Annotated in this window: 12 protein-coding genes; 8 read left to right on the plus strand and 4 right to left on the minus strand. The window is 35.3% G+C overall.

What is annotated here, in order from left to right; translation table 11 throughout:
• Window positions 1–26: 26 nt before the first annotated feature.
• The 4 genes from CBE70_RS09465 to CBE70_RS09480 all read right to left on the minus strand — a co-directional run bounded on the left by CBE70_RS09465 (window position 27) and on the right by CBE70_RS09480 (window position 3,710).
• Window positions 27–1,142: an NAD-binding protein gene (locus tag CBE70_RS09465; protein ID WP_232797385.1), complete on the minus strand. Its 1,116-nt coding sequence runs from the start codon at window positions 1,140–1,142 to the stop codon at window positions 27–29.
• Between the two features lie 78 nt (window positions 1,143–1,220).
• A complete protein-coding gene (locus CBE70_RS09470; protein WP_100159151.1) occupies window positions 1,221–2,309 on the minus strand; it encodes a linear amide C-N hydrolase in 1,089 nt (362 codons plus the stop codon).
• Between the two features lie 234 nt (window positions 2,310–2,543).
• The gene (locus tag CBE70_RS09475) at window positions 2,544–3,122 is read right to left on the minus strand and encodes a YceI family protein (RefSeq protein WP_100159152.1); all 579 of its coding nucleotides are present in this window, start codon (window positions 3,120–3,122) and stop codon (window positions 2,544–2,546) included.
• A gap of 33 nt (window positions 3,123–3,155) precedes the next feature.
• Window positions 3,156–3,710 (minus strand): cytochrome b, encoded by a 555-nt coding sequence (locus tag CBE70_RS09480; protein WP_100159153.1) that lies wholly within the window; start codon window positions 3,708–3,710, stop codon window positions 3,156–3,158.
• 1,015 nt (window positions 3,711–4,725) lie between these two features.
• Here CBE70_RS09480 and CBE70_RS09490 point away from each other — a divergent pair.
• The 8 genes from CBE70_RS09490 (at window position 4,726) to CBE70_RS09525 (ending at window position 18,523) form a co-directional block, all read left to right on the plus strand.
• On the plus strand, window positions 4,726–5,553 hold the full coding sequence (locus CBE70_RS09490) for a MurR/RpiR family transcriptional regulator (protein WP_069367652.1): 828 nt from the start codon (window positions 4,726–4,728) through the stop codon (window positions 5,551–5,553).
• 198 nt (window positions 5,554–5,751) lie between these two features.
• A complete protein-coding gene (locus CBE70_RS09495) occupies window positions 5,752–6,501 on the plus strand; it encodes a YadA-like family protein (protein ID WP_100159155.1) in 750 nt (249 codons plus the stop codon).
• A gap of 235 nt (window positions 6,502–6,736) precedes the next feature.
• Window positions 6,737–7,228: a GNAT family N-acetyltransferase gene (locus CBE70_RS09500; RefSeq protein ID WP_100159156.1), complete on the plus strand. Its 492-nt coding sequence runs from the start codon at window positions 6,737–6,739 to the stop codon at window positions 7,226–7,228.
• Window positions 7,229–7,554: 326 nt separating this feature from the next.
• Window positions 7,555–9,114 (plus strand): sulfatase-like hydrolase/transferase, encoded by a 1,560-nt coding sequence (locus CBE70_RS09505; protein ID WP_100159157.1) that lies wholly within the window; start codon window positions 7,555–7,557, stop codon window positions 9,112–9,114.
• Between the two features lie 146 nt (window positions 9,115–9,260).
• A complete protein-coding gene (locus CBE70_RS09510; protein ID WP_100159158.1) occupies window positions 9,261–10,145 on the plus strand; it encodes an OmpG porin family protein in 885 nt (294 codons plus the stop codon).
• Between the two features lie 36 nt (window positions 10,146–10,181).
• Window positions 10,182–12,347: an autotransporter family protein gene (locus tag CBE70_RS09515; RefSeq protein WP_100159159.1), complete on the plus strand. Its 2,166-nt coding sequence runs from the start codon at window positions 10,182–10,184 to the stop codon at window positions 12,345–12,347.
• 12 nt (window positions 12,348–12,359) lie between these two features.
• Window positions 12,360–15,425 (plus strand): chondroitinase family polysaccharide lyase, encoded by a 3,066-nt coding sequence (locus CBE70_RS09520; protein ID WP_100159160.1) that lies wholly within the window; start codon window positions 12,360–12,362, stop codon window positions 15,423–15,425.
• A 56-nt stretch (window positions 15,426–15,481) separates the two neighbouring features.
• Window positions 15,482–18,523: a chondroitinase family polysaccharide lyase gene (locus CBE70_RS09525; protein ID WP_100159161.1), complete on the plus strand. Its 3,042-nt coding sequence runs from the start codon at window positions 15,482–15,484 to the stop codon at window positions 18,521–18,523.
• Window positions 18,524–18,863 lie beyond the last annotated feature (340 nt).

Genomic DNA, 18,863 nt, shown 5'->3' on the forward strand with positions numbered 1-18,863 from the left:
CATTCGTAAAGAAGGTTTTATCAGAATTATGATTTTAAATATTTGTTTAAAAGCAAATCAGTCACATCTGAGGAAGAAATAGATTCACCACATAAAACTTTCATCATAATTTCTTTGCCTAACGAAGCTAAAGAAAACAACATATCTGGGCGTAATCGGCTAATTTTATCTCTATTTTCATCTTGATTAATAATGGTGATCAACTTGGCATCAACATTAGAACATTCTTGGATAGTCAGCAAAATAAAGGTATTTTCTGCATCACTTTCAGATAAAGTAACAACCCAACTCGCTTTCGCAATATTGGCAGATTGCAATGTTTTAAGATTAGTTGGATCACCTTCAATAAAATTGGCTTGCGCATCATAAGAGGCTTTACTTTTATCGGCACAAATTGCAATAACTGGTTTCCCTTGTTCTCTTAACCCTTTTTCTAATTGAGAAGCTAATGCCGATGAACCAATAATAATAAAATGATTATGCATTTTAGCGATCCTTTTCTTAACAATATCGCGAGTACCGCGCGCAAGAAATCCCATGACATACACAATGGAAGTAGTAAAAACCGTTATTCCCAAGATAACAACAGTGAGAGTAAAAATACGTGCATTCGTGCTAATTGGCACAATATCGCCAAATCCCAGTGTCGTCATGCAGACAATAGAAAAATAGAACGCATCCATCAAGGTTGTAATATGTGGTTTAAATTCATCACCAATATAAAGACTTCCCAGCATTGAGAATAACAGCAAAGAAAGGATACAGATAAAAGCCACAAAGCTCGCGCTAGTTAAACTATGATGTGGAAATGCACGCCAACTCATTAACAACCCAATCGCTAAAATAAAAGAAAAATAGGATTGAAAGTCCATTTGCTGATAAACAGCGACATCAAGAAAAACAATGGTGGCTAATAAAATTAAAGAGACACACCATGCAATTCTGGCACCAAGATACATAAATATTGAAAGCAAAATTAATGCACAACCTAACATCACCTTTGGTATGTCTAGAAGTTTTAACACACCTAAAGATTTAAGCCATGCTGAAAAGCCATGTATCTCCCAATCCAGATAAATACCACGAGATAGTAAAATGGAATAAATGATAAAAATACCATTTAAGATAAGTAATAAAGACATCATTTTTCTTGTCACGCTAGATGTCTCTATCACATTCAGTATTGCGGATAATTTCATATTAGATATGTAGATACTCAGCTAGTTATTATTTAAAGGAATATTATCTAATCCTTGAAATTTAAAAGGCTCAGCAGGTTTAAAATGACTTGTAGCATTAGCTGAATAGATTATCGACTGCTCTTCACCTAATGGTAATGTCATCACTTTCCCACTCTCTTTTGAAAAATCAATTTCCTTTAAATTAACCCAAAAGGTATTTGGTGATAATGCTGATTCGAAAAAATATAATTGGTTTTTATGATCAGCCACGGTTCTCCAGCGTGTGGATGAAATTTCTGGTGATTCAGCTGTACTTAACCCATAAGGTACAGATACATTTCTGATCACACCAAATACGCTAGCGAGAGATTTTTTACTCGATTGAGCTTTAGGAATAGCATTCACATAAAAAGAAGCTCGAGCAAAACGATCTGAAGCACGATTCGTCCCCGGTAACATCACGGTTCCACCGATTTGTTGCCAATAACTATTCAATGCTAATTGTTCTGAAAAAATAGGAGAGTTCGTCATCACTTGATACTCTTTACTGTGATGAATCACTTGTCTACCATTTATATATTCAATAATGGCGCTATCTCCCGTTGCATCTGAAAGCGAAAGATGCAGAGTTGCCATTCTATCTTGTCCGGGAACTTTATCCGTCAATACAATAAAAGGTTCACTGTCTAATGCATTCACGGCTTCTTCGACTGAAGCAAAATTATCTAACACATATTGCGCCCATGCAGAAATCGAAATAGCCGGTTTTTCTTTGGTATATGCTGGATAATCGGATTCCGCCAACCACAATAAATTAGCCACTAAACCTTTTTCATTCATACCATCTGTCGTAGAAATATCATAACCAGATGCAATCACACTTCCATATTTAGATGTCCATTTTATCGAGTTATCACCCGCTTCTCCTGAACGTTGCATTCCTTGTGGAAATATCCATAAATTTGTTCCTATGTCATATTTCCAGTCCATTGAACGAGCCGTAATAATTTGGTTATTGTCGCCTAAATAAACAAGTCGAGTACATGCATCAACATCTGTAATACCTACAGTAAAAAAGCCAGCTATAAGTAGAGTACCCAAAAAAGTATGACGTAATTTTTTCATTATTGACTCTTTCCCGTTAAATAAATGGATGGCTTCTTTATTATGGCCTTTCTTTGGGCTTACTTAAAATCGATAAAGCCTCAAAATAAATATTAGCCCTATTAAAAAAATAAGAATTGATACTTAAGTATAAGGTCATTCAACATAATTGTGCATAAAAAAACCGATACGTTAAGGTATCGGTTTATAAATCGTCTAGGTAATAAGAGACTTTATTGCCTTACAAAAAGCATTTAATTACGCCTTTTTTACACCTTCGACAGAGATAATTAACTCTGCTTCTTGTGATTTTGGTCCTAAGTCTGATTTAAAATTAAACTCTTTCAGATTCACTTTACCTGTTGCTTCAAAACCAGCGCGGTAACCTTTCCAAGGATCAGTACCTTCACCAATTAATTTTGCATTTAATGAAACAGGTTTAGTCACACCATTTAATGTTAAATTACCTGTAACTACATAATTTTCGCCATCACGAGTAACTTGGGTTGAGACGAATCGAGCCTCAGGATATTTGCTTGCATTAAAGAAATCAGCGCTACGTAAATGCTTATCACGTTCTGCGTGATTAGTGTCTAAGCTTCCTGTTTTAATCACAACATCGACTTTGTCTTTTGATGGGTCTTCTTTATCGTAACTAAATGTACCATCGAAATCTTTAAAAGTGCCATATAACCAGCTATAGCCTAAATGTTGGATACGGAACTGTACAAATGCATGTTGGCCTTGTTTATCAATAGCATAATCTGCTGCTAAAGCAGTACTTGCATTAAATAACAACGCACCTGCTGTTAAACCTAATAAAGCTTTCTTAAACATTGTTATCTCCATAATTTCGTTTTATAAGTTTAATTATTTAGTCCGCATTCCTAGCATGCGTTTTAACGTGACATCTTTATCAATAAAGTGATGTTTTAAAGCACCGGCAGCATGTAATAGCGATAATAAAACTACTGCCCAAGCTAAATAAAGATGAATATCGCCAGCTAAATCCGCTTGTTCAGCTTCCCCTGTAAAAATGGCAGGCACAGAAAACCAATCAAATACAGATATAGCTTGTCCATCAGCAGTTGAAATTAAATAACCACTAATCAGAATAGAAAATAAGATTAAATATAAAAGCATATGTGCAATATGAGCACTAATACGTGTCAATTTACTATAACTTGTTAAAGCTTTAGGAGGTGGGGAGATCCAACGCCATATCACACGCACTATCAAAATAATAAATAAAAGAATACCAATGCTCTTATGTATTTCAGGTGCCGAATGATACCAGCTGTCATAATACCCTAGCGTCACCATCCACAGCCCTAAAGCAAACATCCCATAGACAGTAAGCGCCGACCCCCAGTGTAAAAGGAGTGACAAGTGCCCATAGCGAGACGCATTATTTCGCCATTGCATAATAAAAACCCAATAGTTTCTAATTCATTAAAATGATGTTATCTAGTTTAGTGTATTGAGAATAAATTGTTAGTCCATAATTCAACAAATAATTTGCTTATCATTATCAATAATAATCAATAAGTAATAGGCTCTTATTAGTCACTCTGTTGATTATCTAATCAATAACGTTGTTGGATCGGTTTTTCTCAAAATAAGATAGGCGTATTGGCAGGCATTTATATACATAATAAAAAGAATAAAATAGGAATAAAAAAATAATCAGCAAAATAAGATCAATACAACATTTGTATAACTATAAAAACAATTGTACCCTTCACTTATCCTAAATTAGAACTTATTAAGCAAAATACAATAATAATTAGAGGAACCGTAAAAAAAACGGATAACCAGCGCATTTCGCGTACAACACCAAAAATAATACCAACAATACAAACAAAAAATATAACAGGCATCATTTCTGAGTAATGATCATAACAATAGTGCATTAATAAATTAATCCACGAGTGATCGTTTTGCATATAAAAATTTCAACCAATGAAAATAAATTTTAATTAAGATAGTGATAAATTACTATCATTAACAAATAAAACAAGCGTCGTATTATAAATATCAATCATCGCGCACAAAGATATTAAAACACTTCACATTTTAAATAGAGACAATATTGGTAATTAAAAATAACAATCTAAGCTAAATTTTCAACAATATAAAACAAGCAAGGTGAAATAAAACAAAATCACTCAAATAAAACCAATATCATTTTTAATATCACATTAGTTAAATGAAATAATAATTTCATTTAACTTCAAATAAAGAAAATTAATTTCGCAAAGTTATAATAAAATTAATAAAGAATAAATAAAATAGAGTTTTAAACATCAAATAATTACCTTTAGGTCATTCATTTACTTGGAATTAACTCTATATTTCATTTTAATTACTATTAGCTAAAAACATTCAAATACCATGCAAAAAACACTACAATTACAATAGTATTTTTATTGAGGGCACTATGTCTACTGCAACAAATCTGAATGAACTACAGGAACAAGTTCGCTCCCGCTATAATGGATTAAGTAAAAGGCTACAGCAGGTTGCACATTATCTACTTGATAATAAAAACAGTGTGGCATTTGATACAATTGCGATCCTTGCAGATAAAGCAAATGTTCCTCCATCGACATTAATTCGTTTTGCCAATGCATTTCATTTCAATGGCTTCAATGAAATGAAACAATTATTTCAAAATCACTTGATGAATGAAATGGTAAATGAAAATGAAAATTTAACTTATAAACAAAAATATAAAGAGGAGCCTCCTAATCTGAATGAGCCAGCCTATATTTTGCAAGAATTTGCACAAGCAAATAGCCATTCATTGCAACAATTGGCAAATCAGACTCACAGAGAAATGTTAAATAAAACATTACAATTGCTCGAACACGCTGACACAATTTATATTTGTGGCTTTCATCACTCATTCAGTGCTGCAAGTTATTTTTTTCATGCTCTCTCGCATATCCCTTGTGAGACTGTTTTTGTCAACAGCCTAGGTGGGATGTACAAAGAGCAATTAAGAAATATTACACATCGTGATGTGCTCTTTGGGATCCACTTCCACCCGTATTCAGATGAAATGCAAAAAATGTGTGAAATGGCAACTTACAAAGAAGCAAAACAGATTATTGTTACTGATAGTCCAATTAGCCCATTAGCGAGTTTAAGCGATGTTTGTTTAACGGTTAAAGAAGCTCAAATAAAAACCTTTCGTTCTCAAACTTCAACAATGTGTTTGCTACAAGCAATCTCTGTCGCTTTTGCTTTTAGAAAAAAACATTAATAATTTTTTTATCCCAAACTGCATCTTAATTAAGATGCAGTTTTTTATAGACTACAACTATTAACTACATATTAAATAGCTAAGCATTTTATTTAAAACTATTTTTAAGAGTAAATACAGAATGTTTTATTTGTGATGAGAAAAGCAATCATTTAGCATTAATTTATACCGCCAAAGTTAATTAAAGGATCAAGTTAAATGTTATTTAAAAAATTATTTTTAATTATTTTCTTATTCCCAAATTTCTCCTATTCAAATACTCATCCAATAAAAGAAAATAGAGAAGATCCAATAATCGTTAATATTCCTAGTGTTTCGTTAGGCGACCAAAGTAAGGCATCTGGTAATGGTTCAATTGCAATAGGAACAAATAGCCAAGCTAAAAATACACACTCAATTGCTATTGGCGCTAATTCATTAGCAACGGAAGAAAATACAGTATCGTTTGGAAACATTGAAAATAAACATACTTCTCGCTTAGTGAATATTAGTGACGGTAAAAATAATACTGATGCCGTTAACCTTATTCAGGCTAAAAAAATGGTAGATAAAAATAGAATTGCAACAAATAATACCATTAATCAGCTAAAGAGAACTGTCAGTACAGATATCAGTGATCTTAAAACCCATGTTAATGATTTTGATCTTTATTATAGGAAAAGACAGGCTGAAATCACAGATTCAATTGCAAATTTAGATAAAGAAATTATCGCGTTAGAAAAAAAATTATTTGCCGGCATTGCTTCATCAGTTGCAATGACGAGCATACCTTATCTTGCTCATCACACCCTAAGTGGCGGAATTGGCATTAGTAATTATCGAACAGGTACAGCATTTGCTGGAGGAGTGCAATATAAACCAAATAACGATATTGCATTTCGATTAAACTCATCCATTAATAGTGAAAAAGAAATTATTATTGGCGGTGGATTAGCTTATGGTTGGTAAACAACTTTCTTTTCTATAATCAGATTATTAAAAAATAACTTTGTAATTAAAGCAGTAATAACTTGAGTTACATTACTGCTTCTTTATAAAAAAGATTTTCAATTAGTAATAAATAAAAATAAATCATCTAAAAAAAATTGATAAGTTTAACTTTAGTATCTCTAACATATTTTTTGTAATATACATTATTTTTTATATACTAGGATTCTAAGCTAGAACAAAAAGGAATAAAAAAATGAATTATATATTTCAAAAAATGACTGCTAAAGATATAAGTGCAGTAGCACTATTATTACAGGCAAATTCTGAATCTCAACAAGGTGGATTATATGGTGAGTATCCTCTAAATAAAGTTGAGGCGATGTATCAAAATAGCACTAACGCCATTGTTGCACTTTACCAAGAAAATATTATTGCTGTTGTTTTTAGCTTTCCTGTTACCTCTTTTTCGATCCCCCCGATTGCTCAAGCTATTAATCAGCGCTTTCCAGAAATAACACAAAACAATTGGTTTTACGGTCCTGTTTGTATTGATAAATCGCACCGAGGAAAGTCACTATTAAAAAAACTCTACCAACAAATCTGTTCTTTACATGGCGGGTACCCTATCGCATTTGTTAATAGTGAAAATATTCGGTCACTAAAAGCTCATCAAAAATTAGGCATGGAGGTCATTAAAAACTTTGAGTTTGAAGGCACATCTTGGTGGATCATTAAAGGACAATGAAAACAAACGAAAGAAAAATACTTACAATTTTTACTATCCGACTTTTTAGCTAAAAATGGAGGCTTTTAGATATTTTTGCTACCGTCATCACAAAATAAAAAATAATCATAAAAATCAATAATATAAACAAAACAATAAAAAGTTAATCTAATCTTAACAATATTCCAACTCCTATTTTAGCTGTCAAATTGCTTACAATTTGACATCATTCTGTGATCTCCCTTTCAATTCTTGATCTTTCGTTAACTTACTTTTTGATCTTATACAAAAGTATAAATAAGATAAAAGACACCAATTCGAAAGTAAACGTAAAATAGGAGGAAGCAATGACTGTTTCCCGCAGAACTTTTATCAAAGGACTCGCAGCCAGCGGTGCAGCAATGACTGTTTCTACCCCTGTTATTGCTAATTCAGGGAATTCGACTTCTAACACGCGATCGCGCCCAGAGAATGCCCCTAACCTATTAATTGTTTTCCCAGATGAAATGCGTGCTCATGCATTACAGTTTATGGGGGAAGATCCTTCAATTACACCTAATTTGAATAAATTTGCGAAGCAAGCCAAAGTAATGACGCAGATGGCTTCAAACTATCCTCTTTGTTCTCCATTTCGTGGCATGTTTATGACAGGTCAATACCCTGTTCGTAATGGTATTACAGGAAATGCGCATGACTATGGTGGCAAAGTTGGTATTGATTTATCGCCTTATGCAAAATGTTGGTCAGATGTTTTAAAATCTCTCGATTACAGCACAGGCTATATTGGTAAATGGCACCTTGACGCACCTTACGAACCGTTTATTGAAAGTTACAACAATCCAATGGAAGGTCGTTATTGGAATGAATGGGCTGCACCAGATAGGCGCCATGGTTTTGATTTTTGGTATTCTTATGGCACTTATGATTTACATTTAAAACCAATGTATTGGGCAAACGATACCCCTCGTGATAAGCCAATTTACATTGATCAATGGGGGCCTGAACATGAAGCTGATATGGCAATCAAGTTCCTCAAAAATGAAAAAAATCAATTTAGAGATAATTCAAAACCATTTGCATTAGTGGTTTCAATGAACCCTCCTCATTCACCTTATGATCAAGTACCGAAAAAATACCTCGATGCTTATCAAGGTAAGACTTCAAAAGAGCTAAATACACGCCCTAATGTACAGTGGGATACTGAATATCAAGAAGGCTATGGGCCTCAGTATTTCAAAGAATATATGGCAATGGTCAACGGTGTTGATGAGCAATTTGGTCGCATTGTAGATGAATTAGAAAAACAAGGCCTTGCAGATAATACTCTCGTTGTTTTCTTCTCTGATCATGGCAGTTGCTTAGGGGCAAATGGACAAGCAACAAAAAATAATCCTTATGAAGAATCCATGCGTGTTCCTATGATGTTTCGTTTACCGGGTAAAATTAAACCAGGCTCTGACGATGCATTAATGTCAGCACCGGATATTTACCCAACTATCTTAGGGCTACTTGGTTTATCAGAATGGATCCCTGATTCCGTAGAAGGTACTGATCTTGCAGATAGAGTAGTCACTGGCAAAGGCGACACAGCAAACTCTCAGCTTTATCTCTTTATTCCTTATGGCGAACCTTCATTCGGTAAACGAGGTGTCAGAACCAAAACTCATACTTTGGTTATAGATAGACAAGATGGACAACCATTAAAATATACTTTATATGACAATGTGAATGATCCATATCAAATGAAAAATATTGCCAAAGATAATATGCCTTTAATTGAGAAATTAATTAAAGAAGAATTAACCCCTTGGTTGGAAAAAACAGGAGATTCTTGGCGCGCCACTGAATTTATTACGGCTACAACCAACAAATTAAATAAAACAATATCGACATGTAAAGAAAAATAATAAAAATATCTGCGCCATAATATTATGGCGCTATATATAAACCCAATTCGCTGATATAAAAAATCCTTTTAATTAAATAAAGGGAAAGATGTCCTACACCTAAAAATTGGCACCAATAAAAGCGAATAAAGAATTGGATATATACCATGAACAAACTTCGTATTGCTCTTTTTTTACCTCTTCTTGGCTTAGGTTTAACTTCTTTTCATTCTCAGGCAGCTAATGTCAACGCCATGTTTTCTTGGGAAACGGCAGATTACGATACACCAAATAACTATGCTGGTTATCGTGTAGATTTTAATATTAATCCAGATAAATCTAACTGGTATTTCGATGTTGGTTTTCGTCAACGTGAGCATGACAATAAGAACCGTTATCAGCGTTATGATTTACAGGGTAGCTATCGTTTTAAATTAAATAATGGTTGGATCCAACCTGGTTTAAAAGTACGTCAAGATCTCACTAACTATGATAATGGAAGTCGATTAACTATTGATTTTTATGAATCAAAAACCAATTACCAATTTCCAATCAATAAAAATTGGGCTTTAACAGGTAGCGTTTTATTTGGCTTACAAAAGAAAGAAGACAAACGAAGTAATGGTGTCACAAACACAGATTACTTAGGCTGGGAAATTGAACCGGGCCTACGTTATTTTGTCACTCCTAATATTAATACAACTGTTGCTTATTTTGATGGTGGTAAGCAAGCTATTCGACACGAAGAATACGACACAAAAGAAACAAACCACAATCAGCAATTACGTATGTATGTTAACTGGACAACACCAGTTGGTCTTATTATTTCACCATCAATGCGTAAATCTATTTTTGGAAAAATAGAAGATAGAACAAATAAAGGGGATTATATCGAAAAAGATATGACCCGTTATACCCTACAAATGGCTTATCAAATATCACCTCAATGGCGAGTCATGACGGAATATTATAATGAACGAGTTGAAAATAAAAATGATGGCAGTAAATCAACTCAGGATTATTTCAAAGTTTCATTCCGAGCAACATTCTAATAATTAAAATCATATAATTGTTCATGGAGTTATATTGTGAAAAATAAAAAATTGTTATTTTTGAGCGCTGCTATTTTATCAGCTATTTATGGTTCAGCATGGGCCGCTGATTGTGATCCTAATTTAAATATTTGTGAAACAGTGAATGTTAATAATGGCAATAATGCTCAAATAGATAAAGATGTCACGGTTTCACAGGGTGATGGCGTTATTTTTAACGGCTCAACAACAGAATATAAAGCACAAGCTATCACTAAAAATATTACTGTTACTGGTGATGGAGCAAATGCTATCAAGATAAATCAAGGGGCTTCTTTTAGCAGTAATATCAACTTAAATGGTGCTAACGTAACCAGTGAAAATGGCACAGCCATATTAGTTGAAGGTGATTTTCCTAAACGAGGTACTGGCGTTTATGTAAGAGACGGTGCCATTATTCGTGGAAAAACCGCAGCTATTGATTTTAGAACACTGAAAACAGGTTTTAGAAGTGATGTAAATGGTGAGATCCACGGTGATATTCTAGGAAATGGGCATGCTGATACTAAAATAAATTTTGCTTATCAAGGTGGTGCTCAAAATGCCCTATTTGATGGGTATAAAATTACAGGTGTTCCATTAATTGAAAACCATGGCAATTTAACTATCCAAGGAAAAGACAGAACGATCCTCTGGGAAGGTAATTTCATGAATAAGGAAAATAGCCAGCTAATTTTCCGCCTTGATGATAATACCAATACTGATGAAACTATTTTGCATGTTGACGGTGATGTCACCTTTAAAAAAGGCAGTCAAGCCAAACTGGATTTTAAAGGCACCAGTGTCGATAACATTATAAATAAAGATATTATTTTAATTTCTTCCAATTCAGCAATTAAAGATGAAGCTGGAATTACGGTTACTGACGCCAATGCTATTGCACCCGATGTTTCACCTTTATTAGAAAAAACAGATTCATGGTTAGAGACTACACCGCCTAATATTAGCGGAGGTGTTAGTGGCAATCAGTTAGTTGCACGTTATGGTATTAGCTATGAAGGTGGCAATAATTTTATTAGTGCAGCTGAACGCGGTGGTGTCACTGAAAATGGATTAGCAGCAGCTAATTTTGTTATTCCCACTGTTTTAAATGAATTTAATAATACGCGTAGCCAAGTTTCAGATGAAGCACTGAGCCTATTAGTTGCGGCTGGAAATGACGATAATAATATTGCTGCATTATCGAATGATTTAGCCCCGATCGCTGATGGTAGTGATATTCAAGCGGGATTAATCATGGTTGAAGATATGCGCAATAATATTGCTCATCGCTATTTACGTTATGATAACCAATTACCTATTGAAGAGAGAGAAGCTGGCTGGAATAGCTGGGCGAATATGCTGTACGGTTACGGTACACAAAGTGATCAAGGTGGCATTAATGGTTACAACACTTACCGCACAGGTATTCAAATCGGTACTGATTACGAAATTAATCAAGATGCTCTTATCGGTGTTTCTTTTGCTTATAACTACGCAAAAGCTGACGCGAAACAACGTAATGCAAGTAAAGAAATTAGTCATTTTGAATTTATGCCTTATACCGGTTGGTATAGTGACACATTATTCCTAAACGGTAATTTAAATATTGGTTATTACACTGTCGATAGCGAACGAGATATCGGTGGCAATACAGGATGGCAAGGAAATACCAAAGCAAAAGGTGATTATTCTGGTGTGCAATTAGGTTATCAGATTAATGCTGGAACCTATTTTGATTTTGATTTCATCCATATAAAACCAATGCTGACTTACCAGTATCAATGGCTCAATATTGATTCATGGGAAGAAACAGGTTCGGCGTTATCAATGCGTACTTACGGCCAACGCTATGCTGTCAATCAACTCGGTGGTTCAGTGGCATTTTGGAATACCTATCAAACCTCTTATGGCAAATTAACCCCAACTCTTAATCTGCGTTATATCAAAGATATAGCAGGTGATAATCATGTCGATCAACGTCATAGCCTCACTTATTTTAATACTGGGGGAAGTACCTTTGATATTAAAGGAAATACCGTTGGTGGTGACATTATGAGTGCCGAATTAGGTGCCAATCTCGATATTACTCAATCATTAAATTTGGGCACAACGATGGGATATCAACGTTATGACAAGTTCAATGAAGGACGCATTGGCTTTACTGTTAGCCAGCGTTTCTAAGGAGAATAAATAATGCCGATATTTCGCTTTACTGCACTTGCCATGACGTTGGGGCTATTATCAGCCCCTTATAATGCGATGGCTGCAACAAACAATCCTGCATTTGATCCTAATAATCTGATGCAGTCTGAAATATATCATTTTGCTCAAAATAATCCGTTAGCTGATTTTACAACAGATAAAAACTCAACACTGACGTTATCTGATAAGCGTAGCATTATGGGAAGCCAATCCCTTTTGTGGAAATGGAAAGGTGGAAGTAGCTTTACTTTGCATAAAAAGCTGATTGTACCGACAGACAAAGAAGCCTCTAAAGCATGGGGACGCGCATCTACACCCGTTTTATCATTTTGGCTTTATAACGAAAAACCCATCAATGGCTACCTCACTGTTGATTTTGGTGAAAAACTCAACGCCACCAGCGAAGCGCAAGCTGGTTTTAAAGTAAAACTGAATTTCACAGGTTGGCGCGCAGTAGGTATTTCGTTAAATAACGACCTTGAAAACCGTGAAATGACGTTAAATGCCATGAATACCTCGTCAGAAGGCTCTCAAGATAGCGTCGGTCGTGCTTTGGGTGCAAATGTTGACAGTATTCGCTTTCAAGCCCCTTCTAATGTGGGACAAGGTGAAATCTATATCGATCGCATCATGTTTTCTATCGATGATGCACGTTATCAATGGTCTGATTATCAAGTCAAAACACGCTTATCAGAGCCTGAGATCCAATTTCATAACGTGCAACCTCAATTGCCAGTAACACCAGAAAATCTAGCGGCGATTGATCTTATCCGCCAACGTTTAATCAATGAATTTGTCGGTGGTGAAAAAGAAACTAACCTTGCCTTAGAAGAAAATGTTAGCAAATTAAAAAGTGATTTTGAGGCGCTAAATATTCGCGCTTTAGCGGATGGCGGAATACAAGGGCGGCATCTGATCACGGATAAACAAACTATTATTTATCAGCCAGAAAACCTTAATTCTCAAGATAAATCGCTTTTTGATAATTACGTTATTTTAGGTAATTACACGACATTAATGTTTAATATCAGCCGCGCTTATGTTCTTGAAAAAGATCCAACACAAAAAGCCCAGTTAAAACAGATGTACTTATTAATGACAAAGCATTTATTAGACCAAGGCTTTGTTAAAGGGAGTGCATTAGTCACGACTCATCACTGGGGATACAGTTCTCGTTGGTGGTATATATCTACATTATTAATGTCTGATGCTTTAAAAGAAGCCAATCTACAAACTCAAGTTTATGATTCGTTACTGTGGTATTCACGAGAGTTTAAAAGTAGTTTTGATATGAAGGTAGGAGCAGACAGTTCAGATTTAGACTATTTCAACACCTTATCTCGTCAGCACTTAGCTTTATTACTGCTAGAGCCTGATGATCAAAAGCGTATCAACTTAGTTAATACTTTTAGTCATTACATTACCGGTGCATTAACTCAAGTACCACCAGGCGGTAAAGATGGTTTACGTCCTGATGGTACAGCGTGGCGACATGAAGGTAACTATCCGGGTTACTCCTTCCCTGCTTTTAAAAATGCCTCTCAGCTTATTTATTTACTGCGTGGTACACCTTTTGCTGTCGGTGAAAGTGGTTGGAATAACCTGAAAAAAGCCATGGTTTCAGCATGGATTTATAGTGCTCCTGAAGTAGGATTACCTTTAGCAGGGCGACATCCGTTTAATTCACCATCATTAAAATCGGTTGCTCAAGGCTACTACTGGCTTGCTATGTCTGCCAAACCATCACCAGATAAAACACTCGCTTCTATTTATCTTGCGATTAGTGATAAAACGCAAAGTGAATCTAGCGCTATTTTCGGTGAAAGCATTGCACCAGCAGCACTTCCTCAAGGGTTCTATGCCTTTAATGGTGGTGCCTTTGGTATTCATCGTTGGCAAGATAAAATGGTGACACTAAAAGCGTATAACACCAATGTTTGGTCATCTGAAATTTATAATAAAGATAACCGCTATGGTCGTTATCAAAGTCATGGTGTTGCTCAAATTGTTCGCAATGGCTCTCAACTTTCACAGGGCTATCAACAAGAAGGTTGGGATTGGAATAGAATGCCTGGAGCAACCACTATTCATCTTCCTCTTAAAGAGTTAGACAGCCCTAAACCTCATACCTTAATGCAACGCGGAGAACGTGGGTTTAGCGGAACATCTGCCCTTGAAGGTAAATATGGCATGATGGCATTTGATCTTATTTATCCTGCTAATCTTGAGCGTTTTGATCCTAACTTTACGGCGAAAAAAACTGTATTAGCGGCAGATAATCATTTAATTTTTGTCGGTAGCAATATTAATAGCAGCGATAAAAATAAAAATGTTGAAACCACTCTATTCCAACATGCTATTACACCTGAATTAAACGCCATTTGGATTAATGGACAAAAGATAGAAAGCTTCCCTTATCAAACTACGTTAAAACAAGGGGAGTGGATAATTGATAGCAATGGTAATGGTTATCTCATTACTCAAGCAGAAAAAATCAATGTTAGCCGCCAACACCAGACCTCGGCTGAAAATAAAAATCGCCAACCAACGCAAGGAAACTTCAGTTCAGCATGGATTGATCACAGCGTTCAACCTAAAGATTCCAGCTATGAGTATATGGTCTTTTTAGATGCGACTCCTGAAAAAATGGGAGAGATGGCAGAGAAATTCCGTGAAAATAATGGGTTATATCAGGTTCTGCGTAAAGATAAAGATGTTCATATTATTTACGATAAACTCAGCAATGTGACGGGATATGCCTTTTATCAATCTGCATCAATTGAAGATAAATGGATCAACAAGGTTGATAAACCCGCGATTATAATGACTCATCATCAAGGAAATACACTTACTGTCAGTGCCGTTACTCCAGATTTAAATATGACTCGCCAGAAAGCCGCAACACCGGTCACAATTAATGTCACCGTTAATGGAAAATGGCAGTCTGTGGATAAAGGCGGTGAAGTAAAATATCGAGTTTCTGGTGAGAATACAGAACTCACTTTCACCAGTTACTTTGGGATCCCACAAGAAATTAAACTCTCACCTCTCCCTTGATTTAACCTTTAAAGGAACGCCTTCGCGTTCCTTTTTTATTTGCAGGAAATCTGATTATGCTAATAAAACATCCTTTAGCCCATGCTATTACACTAAGTTTCTGCTTATCCTTACCCGCACAAGCATTACCGTCTCTTTCTCATGAACCTTTTGGTGATCTTTACCTCTTTGAAGGAGAAATGCCAAATACTTTGGTCACGTCAAATAACAATCAATTATCGTTAAATAAAGAACATGCCAAAGATGGCGTTCAATCGCTCAAGTGGCAATATCAACCACAAGCAACATTAACACTCAATAATGAAGTAAATTATCAGGATGATAAAAATACCGCGACACCACTCACGTTTATGATGTGGATTTACAATGAAAAACCGCAATCATCCCCCCTCACATTACAATTCAAACAAAATGATCAAGTGGCATTAAGTTTTGATACTCAACTTAATTTCTCTGGATGGCGAGGTATTGCAGTTCCCTTTCGTGATATGAAAGGCTCTGCAACAGGAAAATTTGATCAATTAGTCATTACAGCCCCCAATCAAGCTGGAACTCTCTTTTTCGACCAAATTATTATGAGTGTTCCCTTAGACAATCGTTGGGCTGTTCCTGATGATAATGTGCCTTATGTTAATAATTCAGTAAACACCATGGTCAGTAAAAACTGGAGTGCTTTACTGATGTACGATCAGATGTTTAAAGCGCACTATCAAACTCTAAATTTCGATACTGAGTTTCACGATGATCAAGCTGAAATGGCATCAATTTATCAGCGTTTTGAGTATTATCAGGGAATTGATAGCAATAAAAAAATCACCTCCGATATGCTAGATAAAAATTTAGCACTCTGGGCAAAATTAGAATTAATACAACAGGCTGATGGCTCAATAACAGGAAAAGCACTAGATCACCCTAACCGACAAAACTTTATGAAAGTTGAAGGTGTATTTAGTGAAGAGACGAAAAAAGCATTACTTGATGCCAATATGCTAAGAGATGTGGGCAAAACTCTGCTTCAAACTGCTATTTACTTGCGTAGTAATTCCTTATCAGTAGCCGATAGAAAAAAATTAGAAGATCTTTATTTATTAGGCACTCGTTACGTTCTTGAACAAGGTTTTACACGAGGTAGTGGTTATCAAATTATTACTCATGTTGGTTATCAAACCAGAGAGCTTTTTGATGCATGGTTTATTGGTCGTCATATTCTGGCAAAAAATCATCTTTTAGCACCAACACAACAGGCCATGATGTGGTACAACGCCACAGGTCGAATTTTTGAAAAAGACGATGAGATCGTTGATGCAAACGTTGATATTCTCAACACACAATTACAGTGGATGATAAAAAGCTTACTGATGTTGCCAGATTATCAACAACGTCAACAAGCCTTAGCACAACTGCAAAATTGGCTAAATAAAACCATACTAAGTTCAAAAGGTGTTGCCGGTGGTTTCAAACCTGATGGTTCTATTTTCCACCATTCGCAGCATTACCCAGCATATGCGAAAGATGCTTTTGGTGGTTTAGCTCCTAGTGTTTATGCGCTAAGTGATTCCCCTTTCCGTCTTTCACCTTCAGCCCATGAGCGTTTAAAAGATGTGTTATTAAAAATGCGCATCTACACTAAAGAGACACAAATTCCCGTGGTATTAAGTGGTCGCCACCCTACTGGATTACATAAAATAGGGATTGCACCATTTAAATGGATGGCATTAGCCGGTACACCCGATGGCAAACAAAAATTAGATACCACATTGGCTGCAGCCTATGCAAAATTAGATAACAAAGACAGTTTTGAAGGCATTAAAGCTGAAAATGAACCCACTGGTGCATGGGCGATGAACTATGCTTCTATGGCGATACAGCGTAGAGCCTCAATTCAAGCACCGCAACAAAGCTGGCTTGCTATCGCTCGTGGTTTTAGTCGTTATCTTGTTGGTAATGAAAGTTATGAAAATAACAATCGTTATGGACGCTATTTACAGTATGGCCAATTGGAAATCATACCCGCAAACATAGCACTATCAGGATTTAGCCATGCAGGATGGGATTGGAATCGATATCCAGGTACCACGACAATTCATCTTCCTTATGATGAACTTGAAGCAAAATTAAACCAATTACCAAGTGCAGGTATTGAAGAGATGTTGCTTTCGACTGAACGTTATTCTGGTGCAAATACATTAAATAATAACAGTATGTTTGCCATGAAATTACATGGTCACAGTAAATATCAACAACAAAGCTTACGAGCTAATAAATCCTATTTCTTATTTGATAATAGAGTGATTGCATTAGGATCTGGCATTGAAAATGATGATAAACAACATAGGACAGAAACAACACTATTCCAGTTTGCTGTCCCTAATTTAAAATCAGTGATAATTAATGGCAAAGAGGTTAATCAATTAGGTACTCAATTAACTTTAAATAATGCAGATACTTTAATTGATCCTGCAGGTAATTTATATAAGCTCGCTAAAGGGCAAACTGTAGAGTTTAGTTATCAAAAACAGCATTCACTTGATGATAGAAATTCAAAACCAACAGAACAACTATTTGCAACAGCCGTGATCTCTCATGGTAATGCACCAAGTGATGCAACTTACGAGTATGCAATAGCGATTGAATCACAAGATAATAAAGCACCTGAATACACGATATTGCAACATAATAATCAACTTCATGCGGTAAAAGATAAAATCACCCAAGAAGAGGGATATGCTTTTTTTGAAGCAGCACAATTAAAATCACCTCAAGCAATATTATTATCAAGTGACTCTCCTGCTATAGTCATGGCTAAAGCTCAAAAACAACAATTAACATTAAGTATTGTTAATCCTGATTTAAATTTATATCAGGGGATTGAAGCAGACCAAGTTGATAGCAAAGGAAATCAGATTGAGGTGAGCGTGTATTCTCGTCAATGGCTTACTTCCGACTCTCAACCAATAAGTAGCACAATTACTGTAAAAGGAATATGGAAATTAGTAACACCACAGTCTGGTATTATTATTAAACATCAAAATAATAATACACTGATTACTACGACAACCATACAGGCAGCACCTGTTGTTATTAATCTAGTTAAGTAGAGTTCATAATATTTAAATTAAAGAGTCTTGATATAAAATATCGAGGCTCTTCTTTTATTTAAAAAACAAAGGATTTATTATTTAAAATAACAAAAACAAATAGCTTTATTTATTATTGATAATAAATGTGTTGTGTCTAATTAATATTTTGTTATTCTCTGCGCGGGTGCTTGGATCAATCTGGTTCAAGCATTTTGTAAAAGCCAGAAAGAGAAAAGCCCCGGAAAATATATGAATATTAACCGAGGCGGACTCAACCTGAGAACTTGATTCTGCCTCCTTATAAAGGAGCTGTCAAGAAAATGAACAAATATTCTCTGATTAGTATGATTGTTATTAG

This window comes from Proteus columbae (genome assembly GCF_002777965.1).
Lineage (GTDB): Bacteria > Pseudomonadota > Gammaproteobacteria > Enterobacterales > Enterobacteriaceae > Proteus > Proteus columbae.